At 72.8% G+C, this 15,893-nt stretch carries 12 protein-coding genes; 5 read left to right on the top strand and 7 right to left on the bottom strand.

The window, feature by feature from the left end; genetic code table 11:
- Window positions 1–33: 33 nt before the first annotated feature.
- Together FYW99_RS02705 and FYW99_RS02700 are read right to left on the bottom strand one after the other, a co-directional pair.
- Window positions 34–732 (bottom strand): response regulator transcription factor, encoded by a 699-nt coding sequence (locus FYW99_RS02705; protein WP_150249689.1) that lies wholly within the window; start codon window positions 730–732, stop codon window positions 34–36.
- A 109-nt stretch (window positions 733–841) separates the two neighbouring features.
- Window positions 842–1,789 (bottom strand): HpcH/HpaI aldolase/citrate lyase family protein, encoded by a 948-nt coding sequence (locus FYW99_RS02700; RefSeq protein WP_150249687.1) that lies wholly within the window; start codon window positions 1,787–1,789, stop codon window positions 842–844.
- A gap of 196 nt (window positions 1,790–1,985) precedes the next feature.
- Here FYW99_RS02700 and FYW99_RS02695 point away from each other — a divergent pair, with 196 nt between their 5' ends.
- Window positions 1,986–4,310 (top strand): molybdopterin-dependent oxidoreductase, encoded by a 2,325-nt coding sequence (locus FYW99_RS02695; protein WP_150249683.1) that lies wholly within the window; start codon window positions 1,986–1,988, stop codon window positions 4,308–4,310.
- A gap of 804 nt (window positions 4,311–5,114) precedes the next feature.
- Here the strand turns inward: FYW99_RS02695 and FYW99_RS02690 are convergent.
- From FYW99_RS02690 to FYW99_RS02680, 3 genes are all read right to left on the bottom strand, one after another.
- On the bottom strand, window positions 5,115–7,304 hold the full coding sequence (locus tag FYW99_RS02690) for a PrsW family intramembrane metalloprotease (RefSeq protein WP_150249680.1): 2,190 nt from the start codon (window positions 7,302–7,304) through the stop codon (window positions 5,115–5,117).
- A gap of 184 nt (window positions 7,305–7,488) precedes the next feature.
- Window positions 7,489–8,946: a methyltransferase gene (locus FYW99_RS02685; RefSeq protein WP_223838650.1), complete on the bottom strand. Its 1,458-nt coding sequence runs from the start codon at window positions 8,944–8,946 to the stop codon at window positions 7,489–7,491.
- Window positions 8,943–9,890, bottom strand: coding sequence for a hypothetical protein (locus FYW99_RS02680; protein WP_150249677.1), 948 nt, complete (start codon window positions 9,888–9,890; stop codon window positions 8,943–8,945). Before FYW99_RS02680 ends, FYW99_RS02685 begins: the two co-directional genes overlap by 4 nt.
- A gap of 91 nt (window positions 9,891–9,981) precedes the next feature.
- On the opposite strand from FYW99_RS02680, the gene FYW99_RS02675 reads away from it, so the two are divergent.
- Both FYW99_RS02675 and FYW99_RS02670 read left to right on the top strand, forming a co-directional pair.
- Window positions 9,982–10,659 carry a TetR/AcrR family transcriptional regulator gene (locus FYW99_RS02675; protein ID WP_150249674.1) on the top strand — a complete coding sequence of 226 codons (678 nt, stop codon included), beginning with the start codon at window positions 9,982–9,984 and terminating at the stop codon, window positions 10,657–10,659.
- Window positions 10,656–11,144 (top strand): NUDIX hydrolase, encoded by a 489-nt coding sequence (locus FYW99_RS02670; RefSeq protein ID WP_150249671.1) that lies wholly within the window; start codon window positions 10,656–10,658, stop codon window positions 11,142–11,144. Before FYW99_RS02675 ends, FYW99_RS02670 begins: the two co-directional genes overlap by 4 nt.
- A gap of 137 nt (window positions 11,145–11,281) precedes the next feature.
- Here the strand turns inward: FYW99_RS02670 and FYW99_RS02665 are convergent, their stop codons facing one another.
- Together FYW99_RS02665 and FYW99_RS02660 are read right to left on the bottom strand one after the other, a co-directional pair.
- Entirely contained in the window at window positions 11,282–12,151 is an 870-nt protein-coding gene (locus tag FYW99_RS02665) for a hypothetical protein (RefSeq protein WP_223838648.1), read from the bottom strand.
- Between the two features lie 319 nt (window positions 12,152–12,470).
- On the bottom strand, window positions 12,471–13,964 hold the full coding sequence (locus FYW99_RS02660) for an NAD(P)H-hydrate dehydratase (protein ID WP_150249663.1): 1,494 nt from the start codon (window positions 13,962–13,964) through the stop codon (window positions 12,471–12,473).
- 541 nt (window positions 13,965–14,505) lie between these two features.
- On the opposite strand from FYW99_RS02660, the gene FYW99_RS02655 reads away from it, so the two are divergent.
- Together FYW99_RS02655 and FYW99_RS02650 are read left to right on the top strand one after the other, a co-directional pair.
- On the top strand, window positions 14,506–14,991 hold the full coding sequence (locus tag FYW99_RS02655) for an HNH endonuclease (RefSeq protein WP_190394519.1): 486 nt from the start codon (window positions 14,506–14,508) through the stop codon (window positions 14,989–14,991).
- 57 nt (window positions 14,992–15,048) lie between these two features.
- Window positions 15,049–15,879, top strand: coding sequence for a peptidoglycan recognition protein family protein (locus FYW99_RS02650; protein ID WP_190394518.1), 831 nt, complete (start codon window positions 15,049–15,051; stop codon window positions 15,877–15,879).
- Window positions 15,880–15,893: the final 14 nt, after the last annotated feature.

Here is a 15,893-nt window from a genome sequence, read left to right as displayed (position 1 = left end):
CCTGCGGGGTGCCGTCCTCGGGGCGCACGGAGCTCAACCCTGCGGCCGGAGCGTGTAGCCGACCCCGCGCACGGTCTGGATCAGCGGCGGTCCGCCGTCCTCCAGCTTGCGGCGCAGGTAGCTGATGTAGACGGCGAGGTTCTTGGACTCGGGGCCGAAGTCGTAGCCCCAGATGCGGTCGTAGATGGTGGAGTGGTCCAGCACGATCCCGGCGTTGCGGACCAGGAGTTCGAGCAGGTCGAACTCGGTCTTGGACAGCTCGACCTCGCGGTCGCCGCGCCAGACCCTGCGTGAGGGCGGGTCCAGGGACAGCTCGCCGACGCGCAGCGGGCCCTGCTCAGCGGCCTCCTCGGGGAAGGGCGCGGCCCGGCGCAGCAGGGCGCGCAGCCGGGCGAGGAGTTCCTCCAGCTCGAAGGGCTTGGCGAGGTAGTCGTCGGCCCCCGCGTCGAGCCCCGCCACCCGGTCCGGCGTCTCCACGCGCGCGGTGAGCATGAGGATGGGCGTGCGGTCGCGCTCGGCGCGCAGCACGCGGGCCACCCCGAGCCCGTCCACCCCCGGCATCATCACGTCGAGGACGAGCAGGTCGACCGGGTCGGAGTGCACGGCGGCGAGGGCCTGGACCCCGTCAGGTACCGTCCTGACCCTGTAGCCCTCCAGTTGGAGCGCGCGTTCCAGTGAGTCCCTGATCGCGCGGTCGTCGTCGGCGACCAGGACCGTGGCGGTGGCTTCCATGGCGTCCATGGTTCCGCATGAGGGTGAGAGCGCGGTAAGAGCAGGGTGGGGCGCGTGTCAGACCCCGCCCTGGCCCGCGACGGTTCCCGCCGGAGTCCGGCCCCGGGGCTCAGGCCCCGGGATCGAACTCGCGGGTCCGGCTCATCCCGGCCGCGCGCCCCTTGCCCGCGATCACGAGCGCCATCTTGCGGGAGGCCTCGTCGAGCATCTCCTCGCCGAGCATGACGGCGCCGCGCCGGTCCACGGTGGTGGCGTGGGCGTAGGCGTCCAGGATCAGCTCGGCGTGGTCGTAGTCCTCCTGGGAGGGCGCGAACACCTCGTTGGCGGCCTCCACCTGGAGCGGGTGCAGGACCCACTTGCCGTCGAAGCCGAGGGCGGCCGTGCGTCCGGCGGAGCGGCGGAACGCGTCCACGTCCCGGACCTGGAGGTAGGGGCCGTCGACGGCCTGGAGCCCGTGGGCGCGGGCGGCCATGAGGATGCGCATGAGCACGTAGTGGTAGGCGTCGCCGGTGTCGTAGCCGGGCGGCTGCTCGCCGACGACCAGGCTCCTCATGTTGATGGAGGCCATGAAGTCGGCGGGTCCGTAGACGAGGCTCTCCAGGCGGGGCGAGGCGGCGGCGATCTCGTCCACGGCGACCAGGCCGCGGGCGTCCTCGATCTGCGCCTCGATACCGATCCGGCCGACCTCCAGGCCGACGGCGCGCTCGATCTGGGTGAGGAGGGTGTCGAGCCACTGGACGTCGCGGGCCGCGGTGACCTTGGGCAGGACCAGGGCGTCGAGCGCGGCCCCGGCCCCCTCGACGACGGTGATGACGTCGCGGTAGGCCCACTCGGTGGTGACGTCGTTCACGCGGACGGAACGCACCTTGCCGTCCCAGCCGCCGTCGTTGAGCGCCCGGACGACGGTGTGGCGGGCGGAGTCCTTCTCCAGGGGCGCGACCGCGTCCTCCAGGTCGAGGAAGAAGGCGTCCACGTCCAGTCCCCGCGCCTTGTCCACGAACCGGGGGTTGGACCCCGGAACCGCGAGTACCGACCGCCGCGACCTGAGTTCGCCCATCGCCGTTCGTCCCCCTGCTCCACTCGTCCGCGTGCGCGGTCGGCACCGGCCGTGCGGCCTGTGCGATCCGGTCGTCGGTCCGGGTCAGCCGCCCCCTCCGGGCGTGACCGCGCCGCCCATCATCGCACTGTGAGGTGCATAGAGTGAGTTCCGGGTCCCCGGTGGGACCCAGGGGAATTCCAGGGAGGAAACGAGCATGTCCGGCACGTCGTCGTATCCGACCAGCGCCCACTGGGGCAGTTACCGGGTGGTCGTCGAGGACGGCCGGGTGGTCGAGGCCCTCCCGGACCCGGACGACCCGGCGCCGTCCCCGGTGATCGCCAACACCCCCGCCGCCCAGCACCACGCCTCACGGGTGGCGCGTCCGACGGTGCGGCGGCGCTGGCTGGAGAACGGCCCCGGCCCGGACCCGCTCCGGGGCGACCCGGACGACGCCTACGTCGAGGTGGAGTGGTCCACGGCGCTGGACCTGCTCGCCGGTGAGCTGGACCGGGTGCGCGGCGCGTACGGGAACGCGGCGATCTACGGCGGTTCCTACGGCTGGGGCAGCGCGGGTCGGATCCACCACGCGCAGAGCCAGCTGCACCGGTTCCTCAACACGATCGGCGGGTACACGCGCTCGCGCACCACCTACAGCCACGGCGCGGTGGAGGTGCTCTTCCCGCGAATCATCGGTGTCCCGGCGGCGAACCGGCTGCTGCACCGGGCCCCGTCGTGGACGCGGATCCGCGAGCACACCGAACTGCTGGTGAGTTTCGGCGGGCTGCGGGTGTCCAACACGTGGACCTCCTCGGGCGGGCGCGCCGCCCAGACCGCCGGTCCGGCGATGCGCGACGCGTCCGGGGCCGGGGTGGAGTTCGTGTCGGTGTCGCCGCTGATGGACGACACCTCCGAGGACGTCGGGGCCGAGTGGGTCTCGCTCAACCCGGGGACCGACACGGCGGTGATGCTGGCGCTGATGCACGTGCTGTTCACCGAGGGCCTGGCCGACACCGCCTTCCTGGACCGCTACACCGTGGGCGCGGACGTGCTGCGCGCGTACGTGCTGGGCGGCCCGGACGGGACCGCGCGGACGCCGGAGTGGGCCGAGCGGATCAGCGGGGTCGCGGCCGACGAGCTGCGGTCGCTGGCGCGGCGGATGGCGGCGCGGCGCACGCTGGTCAACGTGGGGTGGTCGGTGCAGCGGGCGCGGTACGGCGAGCAGCCGTTGTGGGCCGGGCTGGCGCTGGCGTGCTGCCTGGGTCAGGTGGGGCTGCCGGGTGGCGGTTTCGCCTCCGGATACGGATCCATGGGCAACTACGGGGGCGGTTCGACGCCGCTGGGGCTGCCGAGGATGCCGCAGGGCAACAACGCGGTGGACTCGTTCATCCCGGTGGCGCGGGTGGCCGACATGCTGCTGGAGCCGGGCGGGCGCTACGACCACGACGGCGAGGAGCGACGTTACCCGGACATCCGGCTGGTGTACTGGGCCGGGGGCAACCCCTTCCACCACCACCAGGACCTGAGGCGGTTGACCGAGGCGTTCGGGCGGCCGGAGACGGTGGTGGTGAACGAGACGCACTGGACGGCGACGGCGCGGCACGCCGACATCGTGCTCCCGGCCACGACGGTGCTGGAGCGCGACGACATGGCCGCCAGCCAGGGCGACCTGAGCGTGCGGGCGATGCCGCGCGCGGTGGCGCCGCACGGGCAGGCGCGGGACGAGTACGACACCTACGCCGACCTGGCCGAGAGGCTGGGGGTACGCGAGGAGTTCACCGAGGGGCGCACGAGCGGCGAGTGGATGCGGGTGGTGTACGGGCGCTGGCGGTCACTGGTGGCACGGCGGGGCCTGGAGGTGCCGGAGTTCGAGGAGTTCTGGAGGCGCGGGCGGGTGGAGATGCCCGGCCGGGTGGAGGACGAGGCTCTGCTGGGGGAGTTTCGCGCCGATCCGGAAGGCCAGGCCCTGCGCACGCCGAGCGGGCGGATCGAGCTGTTCTCGGAGACGATCGCGTCGTTCGGGTACGAGGACTGCCCGGGACACCCGGTGTGGCTGGCGGGGCCGGTGGTGACCGGGACCGGGGAGTTCCCCCTGGTGCTGATCGCGAACCAGCCGAGCGGCAGGCTGCACAGCCAGCAGGACATGGGCGCGCACAGCATGTCGCAGAAGGTCCGCGGGAGGGCACCGCTGCGGATGCGCCCGGAGGAGGCGCGGGCGTGCGGTGTGTCCGACGGGGACGTGGTGCGGGTGTCCAGTGCCACGGGCTCGTGCCTGGCGGGCGTGGTGGTGAGCGACGCGCTGCGGCCGGGGGTCGTACAGCTGTCCACGGGGGCCTGGTACGACCCCTCCGTGGAGGGTGTGACGTGCGCGCACGGGAACCCGAACGCACTGACAGAGGACGTGGGAACGTCCTCGTTGAGCCAGGGGTGCACGGGTCAGTTGGTGCGCGTACGCGTCGAACCGTTCACCGGACAGGTACCGCCCGTGCGCGCCTTCGAGCCGCCGAAAGGCGTCACCACGAGCCGCCCCGACACCCCGTAGAGCGCACAGCCGCAGGGGGTGACCCTTCAGACGACCCCAACCAGGCACCCGTAGAGCCCGGGCTGGCGGTGCGCCGCAGGGGGGGTCAAGCCCTCCGCAAAGCCCAACCGGGTACCCGTAGAGCTGACAGCGATGGTGCGCCGCAGGGGGTTGTTCCTTTCCAGACGACCCCAACCAGGCACCCGTAGAGCGTGCGGGTTCCCCGCCCGCCCCTGGGGGGTGGGCGGTCGTGGTGGGCACTGGCTCCAACAGTCAGTGCTGGGGGCGGGGACCGACTGAGGGCAAGTTCGCCTAGCGAACTTGGCGAAGGAGATCCCTTGACTCCGGTCACTCCAGGGGTCTGGTGGGCGTCACGAAGGCGTTCGGAAGAACACCAGGAGGAACGCCCACCGGGAGTGACCCCTCAGCCATCCGGGGGCGGGGGGTACACGGTTCAGACCAACATCAGCCACCAAGCCCCGCACGTGACCGCGCGTCGTAGGGGACCCGCACGTTGTAGAGCGTCGCTGCGTCAGCAACCACGCACCCGTAGAGCCCGGGCTGACGCTGGAGACAGCGCGGTCGGCGTAGAACGGACCGGGCCCAGCAACCACACACCCGCAGAACCCGGGCTGACACTGGACCCAGCGGGGTCGGCGTAGAACCTCCCTGCGTCAGCAAGTCAATGGGGTTGTGGGGTTCGGTCTCCAGTCGCGCTTCGTCCCAGGGGTTGAGCGGGGAACTTCCAGCGGTCCCACGACCCACCAACCCACCAACCCACCAACCCACCAACTCACCAACCCACCAACTCACCAACTCACCAACTCAACGAACCAGGAACCGGTTCACCCGTCCGGGCAGCAGCAGCCCCGCCCAGCCCAGGAGCGCGTACCCCACCTGGCCGGGCGCGAGCATGCCGAGGATCGCCCCGGTGTTCGCGGTCGGCGCGCGCAGGAACTCGCGCATCCGCGGGTGCGCGTGCGGCACCCCGTTCCCGGACAGCAGCAGCGTGAGCACCGCGACCAGCACCACGGCCGCCCAGAGCACGTCGGCACCGGCCAGGTCGCCCAGCCACCCCTGGATCCGGTCGAGGGCCACGAACGCGTAGGCGGGCGCACCGGTCGCGTTCGGGTCAGGAGCGGTGACGGCGGCGAACACCGCCGCCGCCGCCGCGCCCATCGCCGCCATCGCCCCGGTGACCCCTCCGGTAGCCGCAAGCCCCAGCCGCAGCGCCAGTTCGCGCGCCTGCCGGGTCAGTTCCTCCTGTGCGGGATAGTGGCGCCAGGGCCGCCCCGCCGACCGGGCCTCGCCCATGGCGTTCGCCCGCCGCCAGCGCAGGAACCGCCAGGTGTCGCAGAGCACCGAGGGGCCGCGCCGCGCCGCGATGGCCGCGACGGCCAGCTCGTGGGCGATGGTGGACACCGTGGTGGCCAGGGTGATCGGCAGGTCCACCCAGGACAGCGCCGTCCGGCGGAACAGCGGCGCGATGTCGGCGGGCACGCGGACCCGCATGGCCACCGAACGCCCCCGCGCCCGGCGGCGCAGGCGGGCCAGCGGCGGCTGCCCGGGCAGCGGCGGCGTGGACTCGGCCGCGGTCGCGATCATCCGGTAGTCCATGGCCACCGCGCACAGCAACAGCAGCACCAGCAGCCACGGAGTGAGCACCCCGCCGCCGAGGAGGCCGTGCACGAGGTCGGAGGCCGGGTGCAGCTGGGCGTTGGCCAGTCGCGCGTTCAGGTTCAGGTGCTCCAGGAACGCCAGGGTCAGCGCGACCGGCGGCAGCAGCCACAGCCAGGCCCCGTAGCGGCGGCCGACGACCGCCAGACCGAGCGCGGCGCCGACCAGGCCGGTGGTGACGGCGTGTCCGGAGAAGACCGCGAGCACGGTGCCCGCGGGATCGGTGACGGTACTGCCGCCGGGCAGGAACAACCCGGTGTCGGCGGACGGTCCCACCCCTCCGAGGGCCACCTGCGTGAGCAGGCGCTCGGCCAGCTGGAACCCGGCTCCGGAGGCCACGGCCAGCAGCAGGAAGTCCACGGCGGCCAGGCGGCGCAGCCGTCGGCGGGCCGCCAGAGCCAGGAACAGCAGTGGGAGGAGTTTGCCGACCTCCTCCACGGTCACGGCGACGTAGGTGTAGCCGAGGACGCCGTAGGGGTCGCCGCCCAGCAGCCCGACGACGGCGGACTCGGCCAGTGCCAGGGGCCACAGCAGCAGCGCGCCGAACGCGGCCGCCCGCAGCAGCGAGGCGAAGGAGACCGTGCGGGAGCGGGCCAGCAGGGCCAGCTGGAACAGCAGGACGAAGGCGGCGACCAGCGCCGGGAACACGGCGCCCAGAGCGGGGACGGCCAGGGGCGCCACGAGCAGCGCCGCCACCATGAGCCACCCCCAGGCCCCGCGCAGGGCCCGCAGGGAGCGGACCGCCCGCGGTGAGCGCCGCCGTGCGCGCTCAGCGCTGCGGGCCAGGAGTTCGGCCGTGTCCGGACCGGGCCCGCGCGTGCCGCGGACGTGGCGCGCGCCCGTCTCGGCGCAGTGGTAGAGCTGGGCGGCGCGGGTGAGGACCGGGCCGCCCTCCCGGCGGGCGCGCGCGGCGAAGTGGCTGCGGGCCTGGGGGATGTCGGCGCCGACGAGTTCGCGGACGAAGTCGGCGGGACCGGCCGCGACGGTGAGTTCGTCCGCGGTGACCAGGACGGCGGCGGAGAAGTCCTCGACGCAGACCAGGAAGTCGGTGGGTGCGGGCCCCCAGCCGCGGATGAGGTCGATGAGGGTGTCGGTGTCGAGGGGGACCTCGGTGACGGGGTCGTAGGAGAACTCGGGCCGGGTCCGGCACACCAGGAGCCGGTCCACGCCCATGGCGCGGCCCGCGGAGACGACCGCGCGGATGAGGTTGCGGTCCCGGGGGACCAGGAAGGGGGTGGTGACCTTGCCGTCGGCCCGGATCCAGTGGGGGTCGAACTCGGTCGCTCCGGCGCAGACGCGCAGCACGAGGTCACGCGCGAGCATGGCCTGTTCTTCCATGGGTCACCTCGTGCCTGGGGGCTCACTCGGGGGCGGAGACGACGGGGCCGCTTCCGCCGCCTTCCGGACGGATCGGCCCGACCGAGCATAACGGTGGGCCGTCCGCCCGGGGGAGGGCGCCGTGGGGCCCGCGGAGCCCGGCGTAGGTCAGCGGCGGGACCGCCGACCGGAGGCCGCGCGCACCTCACACCCGCGTTCCGCGACCTGGCGCCTCCCCACCACGGGAAGCATCCGTCTCCTCCCGGCCACGAAAAGCGCTCACCTCCTCCTCACCATGGGAAGCGCTCGCCTCCTCCCGGCCACGGGAAGCGCTCGCCTTCCTCCCACCACGGGAAGCGCTCACCTCCTCCCCACCACGGGAAACACTCGCCTCCTCCCCGCTCTCCCGCCCGCCGAGGGGTTCGCGCGAGGGCCTCGGACCGGCCCCGAAGGCGTCCGCGCACAGCTGCGCGAAGTGCCGCGCCCCCGGCAGGTCGAGCGCCCAGCCCGCGAGCGCCCACCCCAGGTTCAGGTGCTCCAGCGCCCGGGCCAGCGCCGACACCCCGCTCCAGCGCAGGCCCTCGGGGTTCTCGTAGGTGAGGCGGTACAGCACCTCGGGGTGTTCCGCCGCCGGTCGCCGCTCCAGCGCCACCGGCGCGCGGGCGGCCAGCCAACCGCCCAGGCCCCGGCACATGGCGCAGTCCGCGGCCACGTACAGCGTGCCCGGCGCGCGCCCGGGCCACGGGCGCCACCGGGGCAACCAGGCGCGCACGCCCGCCCGGTAGGCCTCCCAGTCCCTCCCGAACGCCGCCCGCAGCTGGCCCCCCTCGTGCCAGGCGGCGAACCCCGAGCCGTAGGCGAAGGCGGCGAGTGCGCCGAGCAGCAGCCACGGGTCACCGGTCACCGGGGCCAGGACCAGGTACACCCCGGCGACGGTGGTCTGCATCGGGTTGCGCAGGTAGGCGTAGGGGCCGCTGGTGACCAGCCGCGACGGCGGGTCGAAGGGCAGCGGGGTGCCGCCGCCCACCCGCGCGAACTCGCGGGCCGCCGCCAGTCCCGGCAGGCACACCGGCGCCAGGATCTGAGCGGCGGTGAAGGCCGCACCCGGGTCGCCGGGCAGGGCGTCCAGCGCGGCCAGCGGCAGGACCACCACGGCCCCGAACGCCAGGAGCGCCTGCGCCCACATCCGGGCGTGCACCAGCTGGCCGGTGCGCGTCCAGTAGGCCAGCATCAGCGCGGGGATCAGGCACAGCGTCGAGCCGACGAACTCGCCGAGCAGCCAGAGGGGGCCCAGCACCACGACGGGTTCGGCGAGCGGCATGATGATGACGTCCACCCACACGAGCAGGCCGCTGAGCAGCGGGACCGGCAGCAGGCGCAGCAGCAGCGCGGGCAGCGCGCCCCACAGCACCGCCCAGGCCAGCAGCAGGTCCACGGGCATGCCGAGCCACACCGCGCCCTCGGCGTGGAAGGACCACCAGCCCGCGCGCAGCGCGTACAGGTTGAGCGGGACGAGCGTGAGCAGGGCCCACGCCCCGGCCACCAGCATCGCCGCGACCTCGCGCGGACGGGGCGCGCGCCACAGGCACAGTCCGGCCAGCAGGAACAGCGGAGCGAACAGGCCGACGCCGCGGACCAGCACCGCGGGCAGTTCCGGGGTCATCGGGAGCCCTCCAGGGCGGCGGCGCCGAAGGTGGCGGCGAGGTACTCGGCGGCCAGGTCGGTCGTGTAGGACTGGATCGGCCCGAAGTACCAGGAGGGCTCGTAGGTGCGCTCGTAGTCGACCGACCAGGCCAGGCGGGTTCCGCCCCCCTCGGCGTGCCACACCGCCTCGGCAGCGCGCATGTCCATCCAGTTCGCGAAGGCGGTGTCCTCGACCACCTCGAACACCACGCGCCCGCCGTCCTCACGGACCTCGCTCTCGGTGATCCGGAGCTCCATGTGGCGCGGCGTGGGCTCGGCGCCGAGCTCCAGCGTGCGGCGCGGGGTGAAGCGGACGAGCCGGGTGTCACCGACCTCCAGGCCCTCACCGGAGGCCGAGACGGGCTCGGGGAAGGGCACCGCCCGCAGGAAGAGCGCGTCCGGAGCGGCGTAGGAGGGCGGTGCGGCCAGGGCGGCGGCGACGTCGTGCACGGCGGCGGGGACCAGGGTGTGGCCCTCGCCGCGGTCCTCCCGTGGCAGCAGGGAGGTTCCGGCGACGCCCTCCAGCGCGAGCACGAACAGCAGCGGCACCGCGAACAGGGCGTGCCGGGAGCGGTCCCGCCAGGCGACGAGCGCCCCGGCCGTCCAGGTGACCACGGCGACGACCCCGTAGACCAGCGGCGCGGCGATGAGCAGGCAGACCATGCCCTCACCGAGCAGGGGGCCGGCCAGGGCCAGACAGAGGGTGGTGGCGGCCATGGTGACGCCCATGGCGCTGCGGGCCTTCACGGTGAGCACCACGAGCAGGGCGATCGTCGCGGGCAGGCCGACGTAGAACAGGGCGGTCTGGTCCAGGCGGCCCCAGTGGTGGATCCGGAGTGCCAGCAGGGCGGCGAAGGCGGCCAGGACCAGGGCGGCGAGCAGCAGGCGCGCCCTGGACGGCAGGGGGGAGTCGCTTCGAGGCACGGGGGAACTCCTTCAGCATGCGATTAAATCGCTTGGTTTAATCACTCGATTAAACCGTATGCTGAAAACCTTCCCGAGAGCAAGGAGGGCCATGGCCAAGGGCGGCGGAGGACGGCGCACGAGCGAGGAGACCAGGGAACGGCTCCTGGTGGCCGCCAGCGAGACCGTGCGCGAGGAGGGCTACGCCGGGGCGTCAGCGCGCGCCATCGCCGCGCGCGCGGAGGCCAACTCGGCGCTGGTCTTCTACCACTTCGGCGGTGTCGACCAGCTGCTGCTGGCGGCGCTGGACCGCTCCAGCGCCGAGCGCATGGCGATGTACCGGAAGATCACGGCACGGGCGAACACCCTGGAGGAGCTGGTGGAGGCGGCGATGCGCATCTACCGGACCGACCTGGAGCGCGGCTACGTCACCGAGTTCTCCGAGCTGGTGGCCGCCGCCGTCACCAAACCGGAGCTGCGCACGCAGATCCGGGACCGCGCGGAGCCGTGGATCGCCTTCATCGAGCAGGAGTGGAACCGGGTCCTGGGCGGATCCGCCCTCGGGAAACTGCTGCCCGCCCGCGAGGTGGCCTACGGGGCGATCACGTTCTACCTGGGGGTGAACCTGTTCTCGGTGCTCGACGAGGACCACTCGCGCACCGAGGCGGTGTTCGACCTGGCCCGGGGACTGGCCCCCCGGGCCAGGCTCCTGACGCTGCGCCTGCCCCGCCGGGGCCGGGACGTAGGCTTGCCCGCGGACGAGGAGGACGAGGAGGACGAGGACGCATGAGCACAGGTATCGCGGTGGCCCCGGGAATCGAGTTCCCCGACACAGCCGACGGCCGGACCCACGTGGCGGCCGCGGTGATCGCCGACGAGCGGGGAAGGGTCTTCGCGCAGCGCCGGTCCCCCACGCGCAAGGTGTTCCCGCACTGCTGGGACATCGTGGGCGGGCACGTCGAGCAGGGCGAGAGCATGCTGGAGGGGCTGGCGCGCGAGGTCGAGGAGGAGACCGGCTGGCGGCTGACCGAGGTGCTGGCTGAGCTGTTCCGGCTGGACTGGGACCCCGGGGACGGCGTGACCCGGCACGAGGTGGACTACCTGGTGCGGGTGGAGGGCGACCTGGACGCGCCCCGTCTGGAGCCGGGCAAGCACACCGAGTTCCTGTGGGTGGACGACTCCCTGGTGCACCGGCTGCGCGACGACCGCGACCCGGGCGACTACTTCATCACCGACATCGTGCGGCTCGGCATCGACGCCGCCCGCGCGCGCTGAGCACCCGGGCGGCGGGGAGCGGGGTCAGGGCACCAGGGACTCGGTGACGTGGAGGGCGAAAGCCAGCCACAGCGCGCCCGCGCACCGGGCTCCCCCGGGACTCACCAGCACCTGGCCCGCCCGAGCACTGGGGCGGGTCAGATGGGATTGGGGAGCCAGGCGAGCACGAGTCCGAGCCACACGGCGAACGGACCCGTGACGAGGTCCCGGCTCCAGACCAGAGCACGGTCAGCGGACGGGAGCACCCCGTCACTCGCCTCCCGGGCGAACCGGGTGATCCGCTGGGCCGCCTCCTCGTCCCGGGCCGGAGTGCTCCCCCAGGCCCTCGAACAGAACGCCTTTCCGTCGAGGAAGTGGACGGCGACCCCGTTCCCGGCGTCGACCCGCGCAACCCACTCCACGGGAATCGAGACCCACACGGCATACCGCTTCAGGAGCAGGCGCGTCCCGGCCATGCGGATCTCCGGATAGACGGCCCGCTGCCAGACCACCAGACCGAGGACCGGCATAAGCGGGGTCGCCATCGTGTACCAGTCCCCGTCCTCCGAGCTGATCATGAGAAACGCGGACCACACGGCCATCGCGAGCACCGTGGCGACACCCAGGATCCGGCTCCGGCGGCGGTACAGGGTGACCGGCGGCGCAGCCGAAGGATCGGGCCTGTCGTCAGCCTCCCGTCCTGCCCGGAGCCGAAGCAGGGGGTCGTGGGACGGGTGTCCTGGAGAACCGATCACACCCCCGAAGACGAACCCCGCGGCTCCGAGGGCGGGCGCACCCCCACGGGCGTACCAAACGACGCAGATCACGGCGAAGAACCCCCACCAGATCCGGGCGCACGAACGGGGAAGCCGTGCGGCCCGGAGCGCATCGCGCCACAGCCGCGCACGGCCGACCAGCGGCGTTCCCAGGGCCCATCGGCGGTGGGCGGCGATGCGGCGCGTCTCCGCGTACAGCGCGACCGGGGTTCCGGCGAGGAGCAGCGTGAGGAGGACCGCTGCGGCGATCACACGACACCGGCCGGGGGCGCGGAGGCGGGGAACATGGGGGATGCCCGTCTGTCCGGGGGAGGGAGCCCCAGCATCCCACGGCGGTCCGACACCACTCCTCCCCGCCCCGCACGCGAACGGCGGACGGGTCGGGCTTGAGCCCGCACCCTCCGGCCCCCGCCCCGCACGGAAGCCGCTCCGGAGCGGACCCGTGAGGGCGCGACCGCGTCACGCCCCGGGACGGCGCCCCTCCGGCGGGCAGCCCACCCGATCCCACCCCGGTCCCGTCCCGGCTCTGTCCCGATCCCACCCCGGCTCCGCCTCAGGCCCCGGCTCCGCCTCAGACCGCCCGGCGGACCTCCGCGACCGCGAGCGGCAGCGCCTCCAGCAGGTCGGACGCGCTGATCGGTGCGCCGTCCCGGGCCAGCGAGGCGGCGCGTCCGTGCAGGTAGGCGCCGCACATCGCCGCCTCCCTGGCGGGCAGTCCGGCGGCCAGGAGCGCGCCGACCGCCCCCGACAGCACGTCTCCGGTCCCCGCCGTGGCCAGCAGCGGCGTTCCGGTCGGGTTGACGACCACCGGAGCGCCCGGGTGCGCGATCACCGTGGTCGAGCCCTTGAGCAGGACCGTGCACCCGAAGCGGTCGCGGGCACGGACCGCGTGCTCCAGACGGCGCGCCTCGACGTCCTCCCGCTCGGCGCCCAGCATCCGGGCCAGCTCCCCGGCGTGCGGCGTCAGCAGCGTGTGCGCCTCCCGCTCCCGGAGCAGCTCGCACAGCGGTTCGCCCCAGTCCCCGGTGAGCAGGGTGAGCCCGTCCGCGTCCACCAGCACCGGGACGTCGCTGTCCAGGACCGCGCGGAGCTCGTCGGCGTTGGCCGGGTGCGTCCCCCTGCCGGAGCCGACGACGAGGGCGGACACCCGTCCGGGCGACAGGTCGGTACTGTTCTGCGGGTCGAGGAGGCTGGCGACGGTCTCCGGCCAGCGGGCGAGCACCTGGTCGACCACGTCCGGGCCGCCCCCGTAGCGCACCATGCCGACCCCGGTGCGCAGCGCTCCGCCCACGCACAGGACCGCGGCGCCCCGGTAGCGGTCGGAGCCCGCGCGGACGGCGAGGACGCCCCGCCGGTACTTGTCCGACTCCGCCCCCGCGACCGGCAGGAGCGAGGCGATGTCCACAGCCTGTGGACGGACCAGGCCGGGACCGGGCAGCTCCGGGGACAGCCCGATGTCCACGAGGTGGACCCGGCCCGCGCGTTCGGCGCCCGGATCGACGAACAGGCCCGGCTTGTGGGTGCCGAAGGTGACCGTGACGTCGGCGCGGACGGCGTGCCCGGCCACCTCGCCGGTGTCGGCGTCCACCCCGCTGGGCAGGTCCACGGCGACCACGGGGGCGGGCGCGTTGGCGGCGAGCAGGGCCAGGGTGGAGTGCGGCCTGCGCAGGCCCCCGCTGCCGCCGATGCCCACGAGCCCGTCCACGACGAGGTCGGCGTCGAACAGGTCGCTCTCGTCGGCCAGGGCGTCGGTGAACCAGCGGACCCGACCACCCGCCGACCGCAGGGCGGCGATCCCGCCCTCGTGGACGCGCCGCCCGGCGACCAGGGCGCGCACGGCCGCGCCTCGGGCGGCCAGCGCGGCGCCCGCGTACAGCGCGTCACCACCGTTGTCCCCGCCGCCGACCATGAGGACGACCCTCGCCCCGTACACGCGGGGCAGGAGCCGCGCGCACTCGGCGGCGAGCCCGGCCGCCGCCCTGCGCATGAGGGCCCCCTCGGGGAGGCGGGCCATGAGCGCGCGCTCGGCCTCGCGGACGGTGTCGGCGGTGTGTGCGGAGCGCACGGGTTACCTCCCAGGTTCGGGTCGGCCACCATCGTGCCGCAGAGGGCTCCGGATACGGGGACTCCGCCACACCGGGTGGCCGACAACAAGGAATTTTCTACGCAAAGTGATCACCCCTCTACCCTTCGGAGTGTCGACTTGACAGAATGGGGGGCATGTCTCGACCGAGCAAATACGTCTCTCGGTCCGAGCCCTCCTTTGGCACACCGGATCACGAGCTACCGAACCTCAGAACCTGTACCGACTGCGGAGCGGCGCACCATCCCGAGGGCTTTCACCAGAGGCCGACGGAAGCCGGTCACCGCGACCAGGGCAGGTCCTGCACCGCTGAACACCCACATCCCCCGGCAGCCCTGCGAAGCAGGGGCACCAGACTCAGGCGCTCCCCGGACGGCGAATCCAAGGAGTGCGAGGGCTGCGGGCAGATGAAGGAACTCGGACAGTACCACCGAAACAAGAGAAACTCCGACGGACGCGTGTCCCGATGCAAGGAATGCGTTCGCGCCTACCACAAAAAAGGAGATCAGAAAACCCCGAGCACGTGGCGCGACTCAAGGCCGCCGACTACCAGAAGCACAAGAAGAAGAGAGACGAGGCGGCAAGGTCCTGGGCCCTCAAGAACCCGGAGAGGTCAGCCGAGATCAAACGGATGTCGCGTCTGCAACTCTCCGAGGCCATACGGGAGAGGAGAAGGGAGAGATACGCCTCGGACCCTTTCTACAAGGCCACGAGGCAGGCCGAGCGGGTGAGGCGCAAGCGTTCCAGGGTGAAGATGAACTCCGAAGAAATACGCCTGTCCCGACTCTACCGCGCGGTCATATCGGAAGACCCCTGCTTCTACTGTGGCACGACGGACTCCGAACGCTTCCACGTCGATCACTACGTACCGATCAACCTAGGAGGCACGGACCACTGGTGGAACCTGGTCCAGGCCTGCGCCGACTGCAACCTCTCGAAGTACGATTCCATGCCACTCGACTTCATCGACCGGATCAGAAAACGGAAAACTGCCCCCAATTCCCCCTGAAAATGGAGCCTACCGAAACCACCACAACTGAAACGACCATGACAAACGGGAACCACATTGCCCAAGCCCGATAAGTACCTCTCACGCTCAGACCTCGGATGGCCCGCCTGCCAGGCAGAACGCGCGAATCCCAGGTCCGGCCTCGTCATCCATTACGACTCGGCGAACCAGAACCTGAACAGCAAGCCGCACAGCGAATGCATCGACTACTGGGAGCGGACCCGGTCATTCCACACCGGGCCTTCCCGGGGCTGGACTTGCATCGGATATTCGTTTATGTGCTGTGCGCACGGCTACGTCATCGAGGGCCGGGGGCTGTACAAGACCCAGGCCGCGCAGCCGGGCGGCAACACCTCCCACTACTCGGTGACCCTGGCCACCGGCCCCGACGACACCATCACCCCGGAGCAGATCAACGCGGTGCGCGCGCTCCGCCAGTGGCTGATGGAACCGGACACCTCGATCTCCGGAACGGTGCTCGGGCACCGCGACTTCGTCTCCACCTCGTGCCCGGGCGGCAAGGCCTACGCCCTCGTCCGGGACGGCACGTTCGAAAAGCCCCCCGGGGAGATCACGGAGGTACACGACATGCTCGGACTCGCGATCGGCAGTACGGGGGACGCGGTCAAGCTCCTCCAGCTCAAGGTCACCCGGGCGGGCTTCGGCGACGCCCTGGGCGCGGGCGGGGTCGACGGCCACTACGGGGAGGCCACCGCCGAGGCCGTGCGGCTGACCCGCGAGTACGTCGGCAGCCGCGCCCTGCCCGGGTACGGCGACAAGATGACCGCCCACGCCGTCGACCAGGTGGAGGCCGCCGTCATCAAGCGCGCACTGGCGGAGGGCGCCACGGAGGCGGAGGCCCCCGCGGAGGAGGCGTCCCCGGCGTAGGGAGAGCACCGACG

It is taken from the genome of Nocardiopsis deserti, from assembly GCF_008638355.1.
GTDB classification, from domain to species: domain Bacteria; phylum Actinomycetota; class Actinomycetes; order Streptosporangiales; family Streptosporangiaceae; genus Nocardiopsis; species Nocardiopsis alborubida.
The sequence above is the reverse complement of the archived record's forward strand: the minus strand, read 5'-3'. Positions and strand labels throughout refer to the sequence as shown.

What these genes read in the sequence shown, in the direction of transcription:
- FYW99_RS02695 (WP_150249683.1), top strand. Translation starts at nt 1,986, where the DNA reads ATGTCCGGCACGTCGTCGTATCCGACCAGCGCCCACTGGGGCAGTTAC.
- FYW99_RS02675 (WP_150249674.1), top strand. Translation starts at nt 9,982, where the DNA reads ATGGCCAAGGGCGGCGGAGGACGGCGCACGAGCGAGGAGACCAGGGAA.
- FYW99_RS02705 (WP_150249689.1), bottom strand. Translation starts at nt 732, where the DNA reads ATGGAAGCCACCGCCACGGTCCTGGTCGCCGACGACGACCGCGCGATC.
- FYW99_RS02690 (WP_150249680.1), bottom strand. Translation starts at nt 7,304, where the DNA reads ATGGAAGAACAGGCCATGCTCGCGCGTGACCTCGTGCTGCGCGTCTGC.
- FYW99_RS02685 (WP_223838650.1), bottom strand. Translation starts at nt 8,946, where the DNA reads ATGACCCCGGAACTGCCCGCGGTGCTGGTCCGCGGCGTCGGCCTGTTC.
- FYW99_RS02670 (WP_150249671.1), top strand. Translation starts at nt 10,656, where the DNA reads ATGAGCACAGGTATCGCGGTGGCCCCGGGAATCGAGTTCCCCGACACA.
- FYW99_RS02700 (WP_150249687.1), bottom strand. Translation starts at nt 1,789, where the DNA reads ATGGGCGAACTCAGGTCGCGGCGGTCGGTACTCGCGGTTCCGGGGTCC.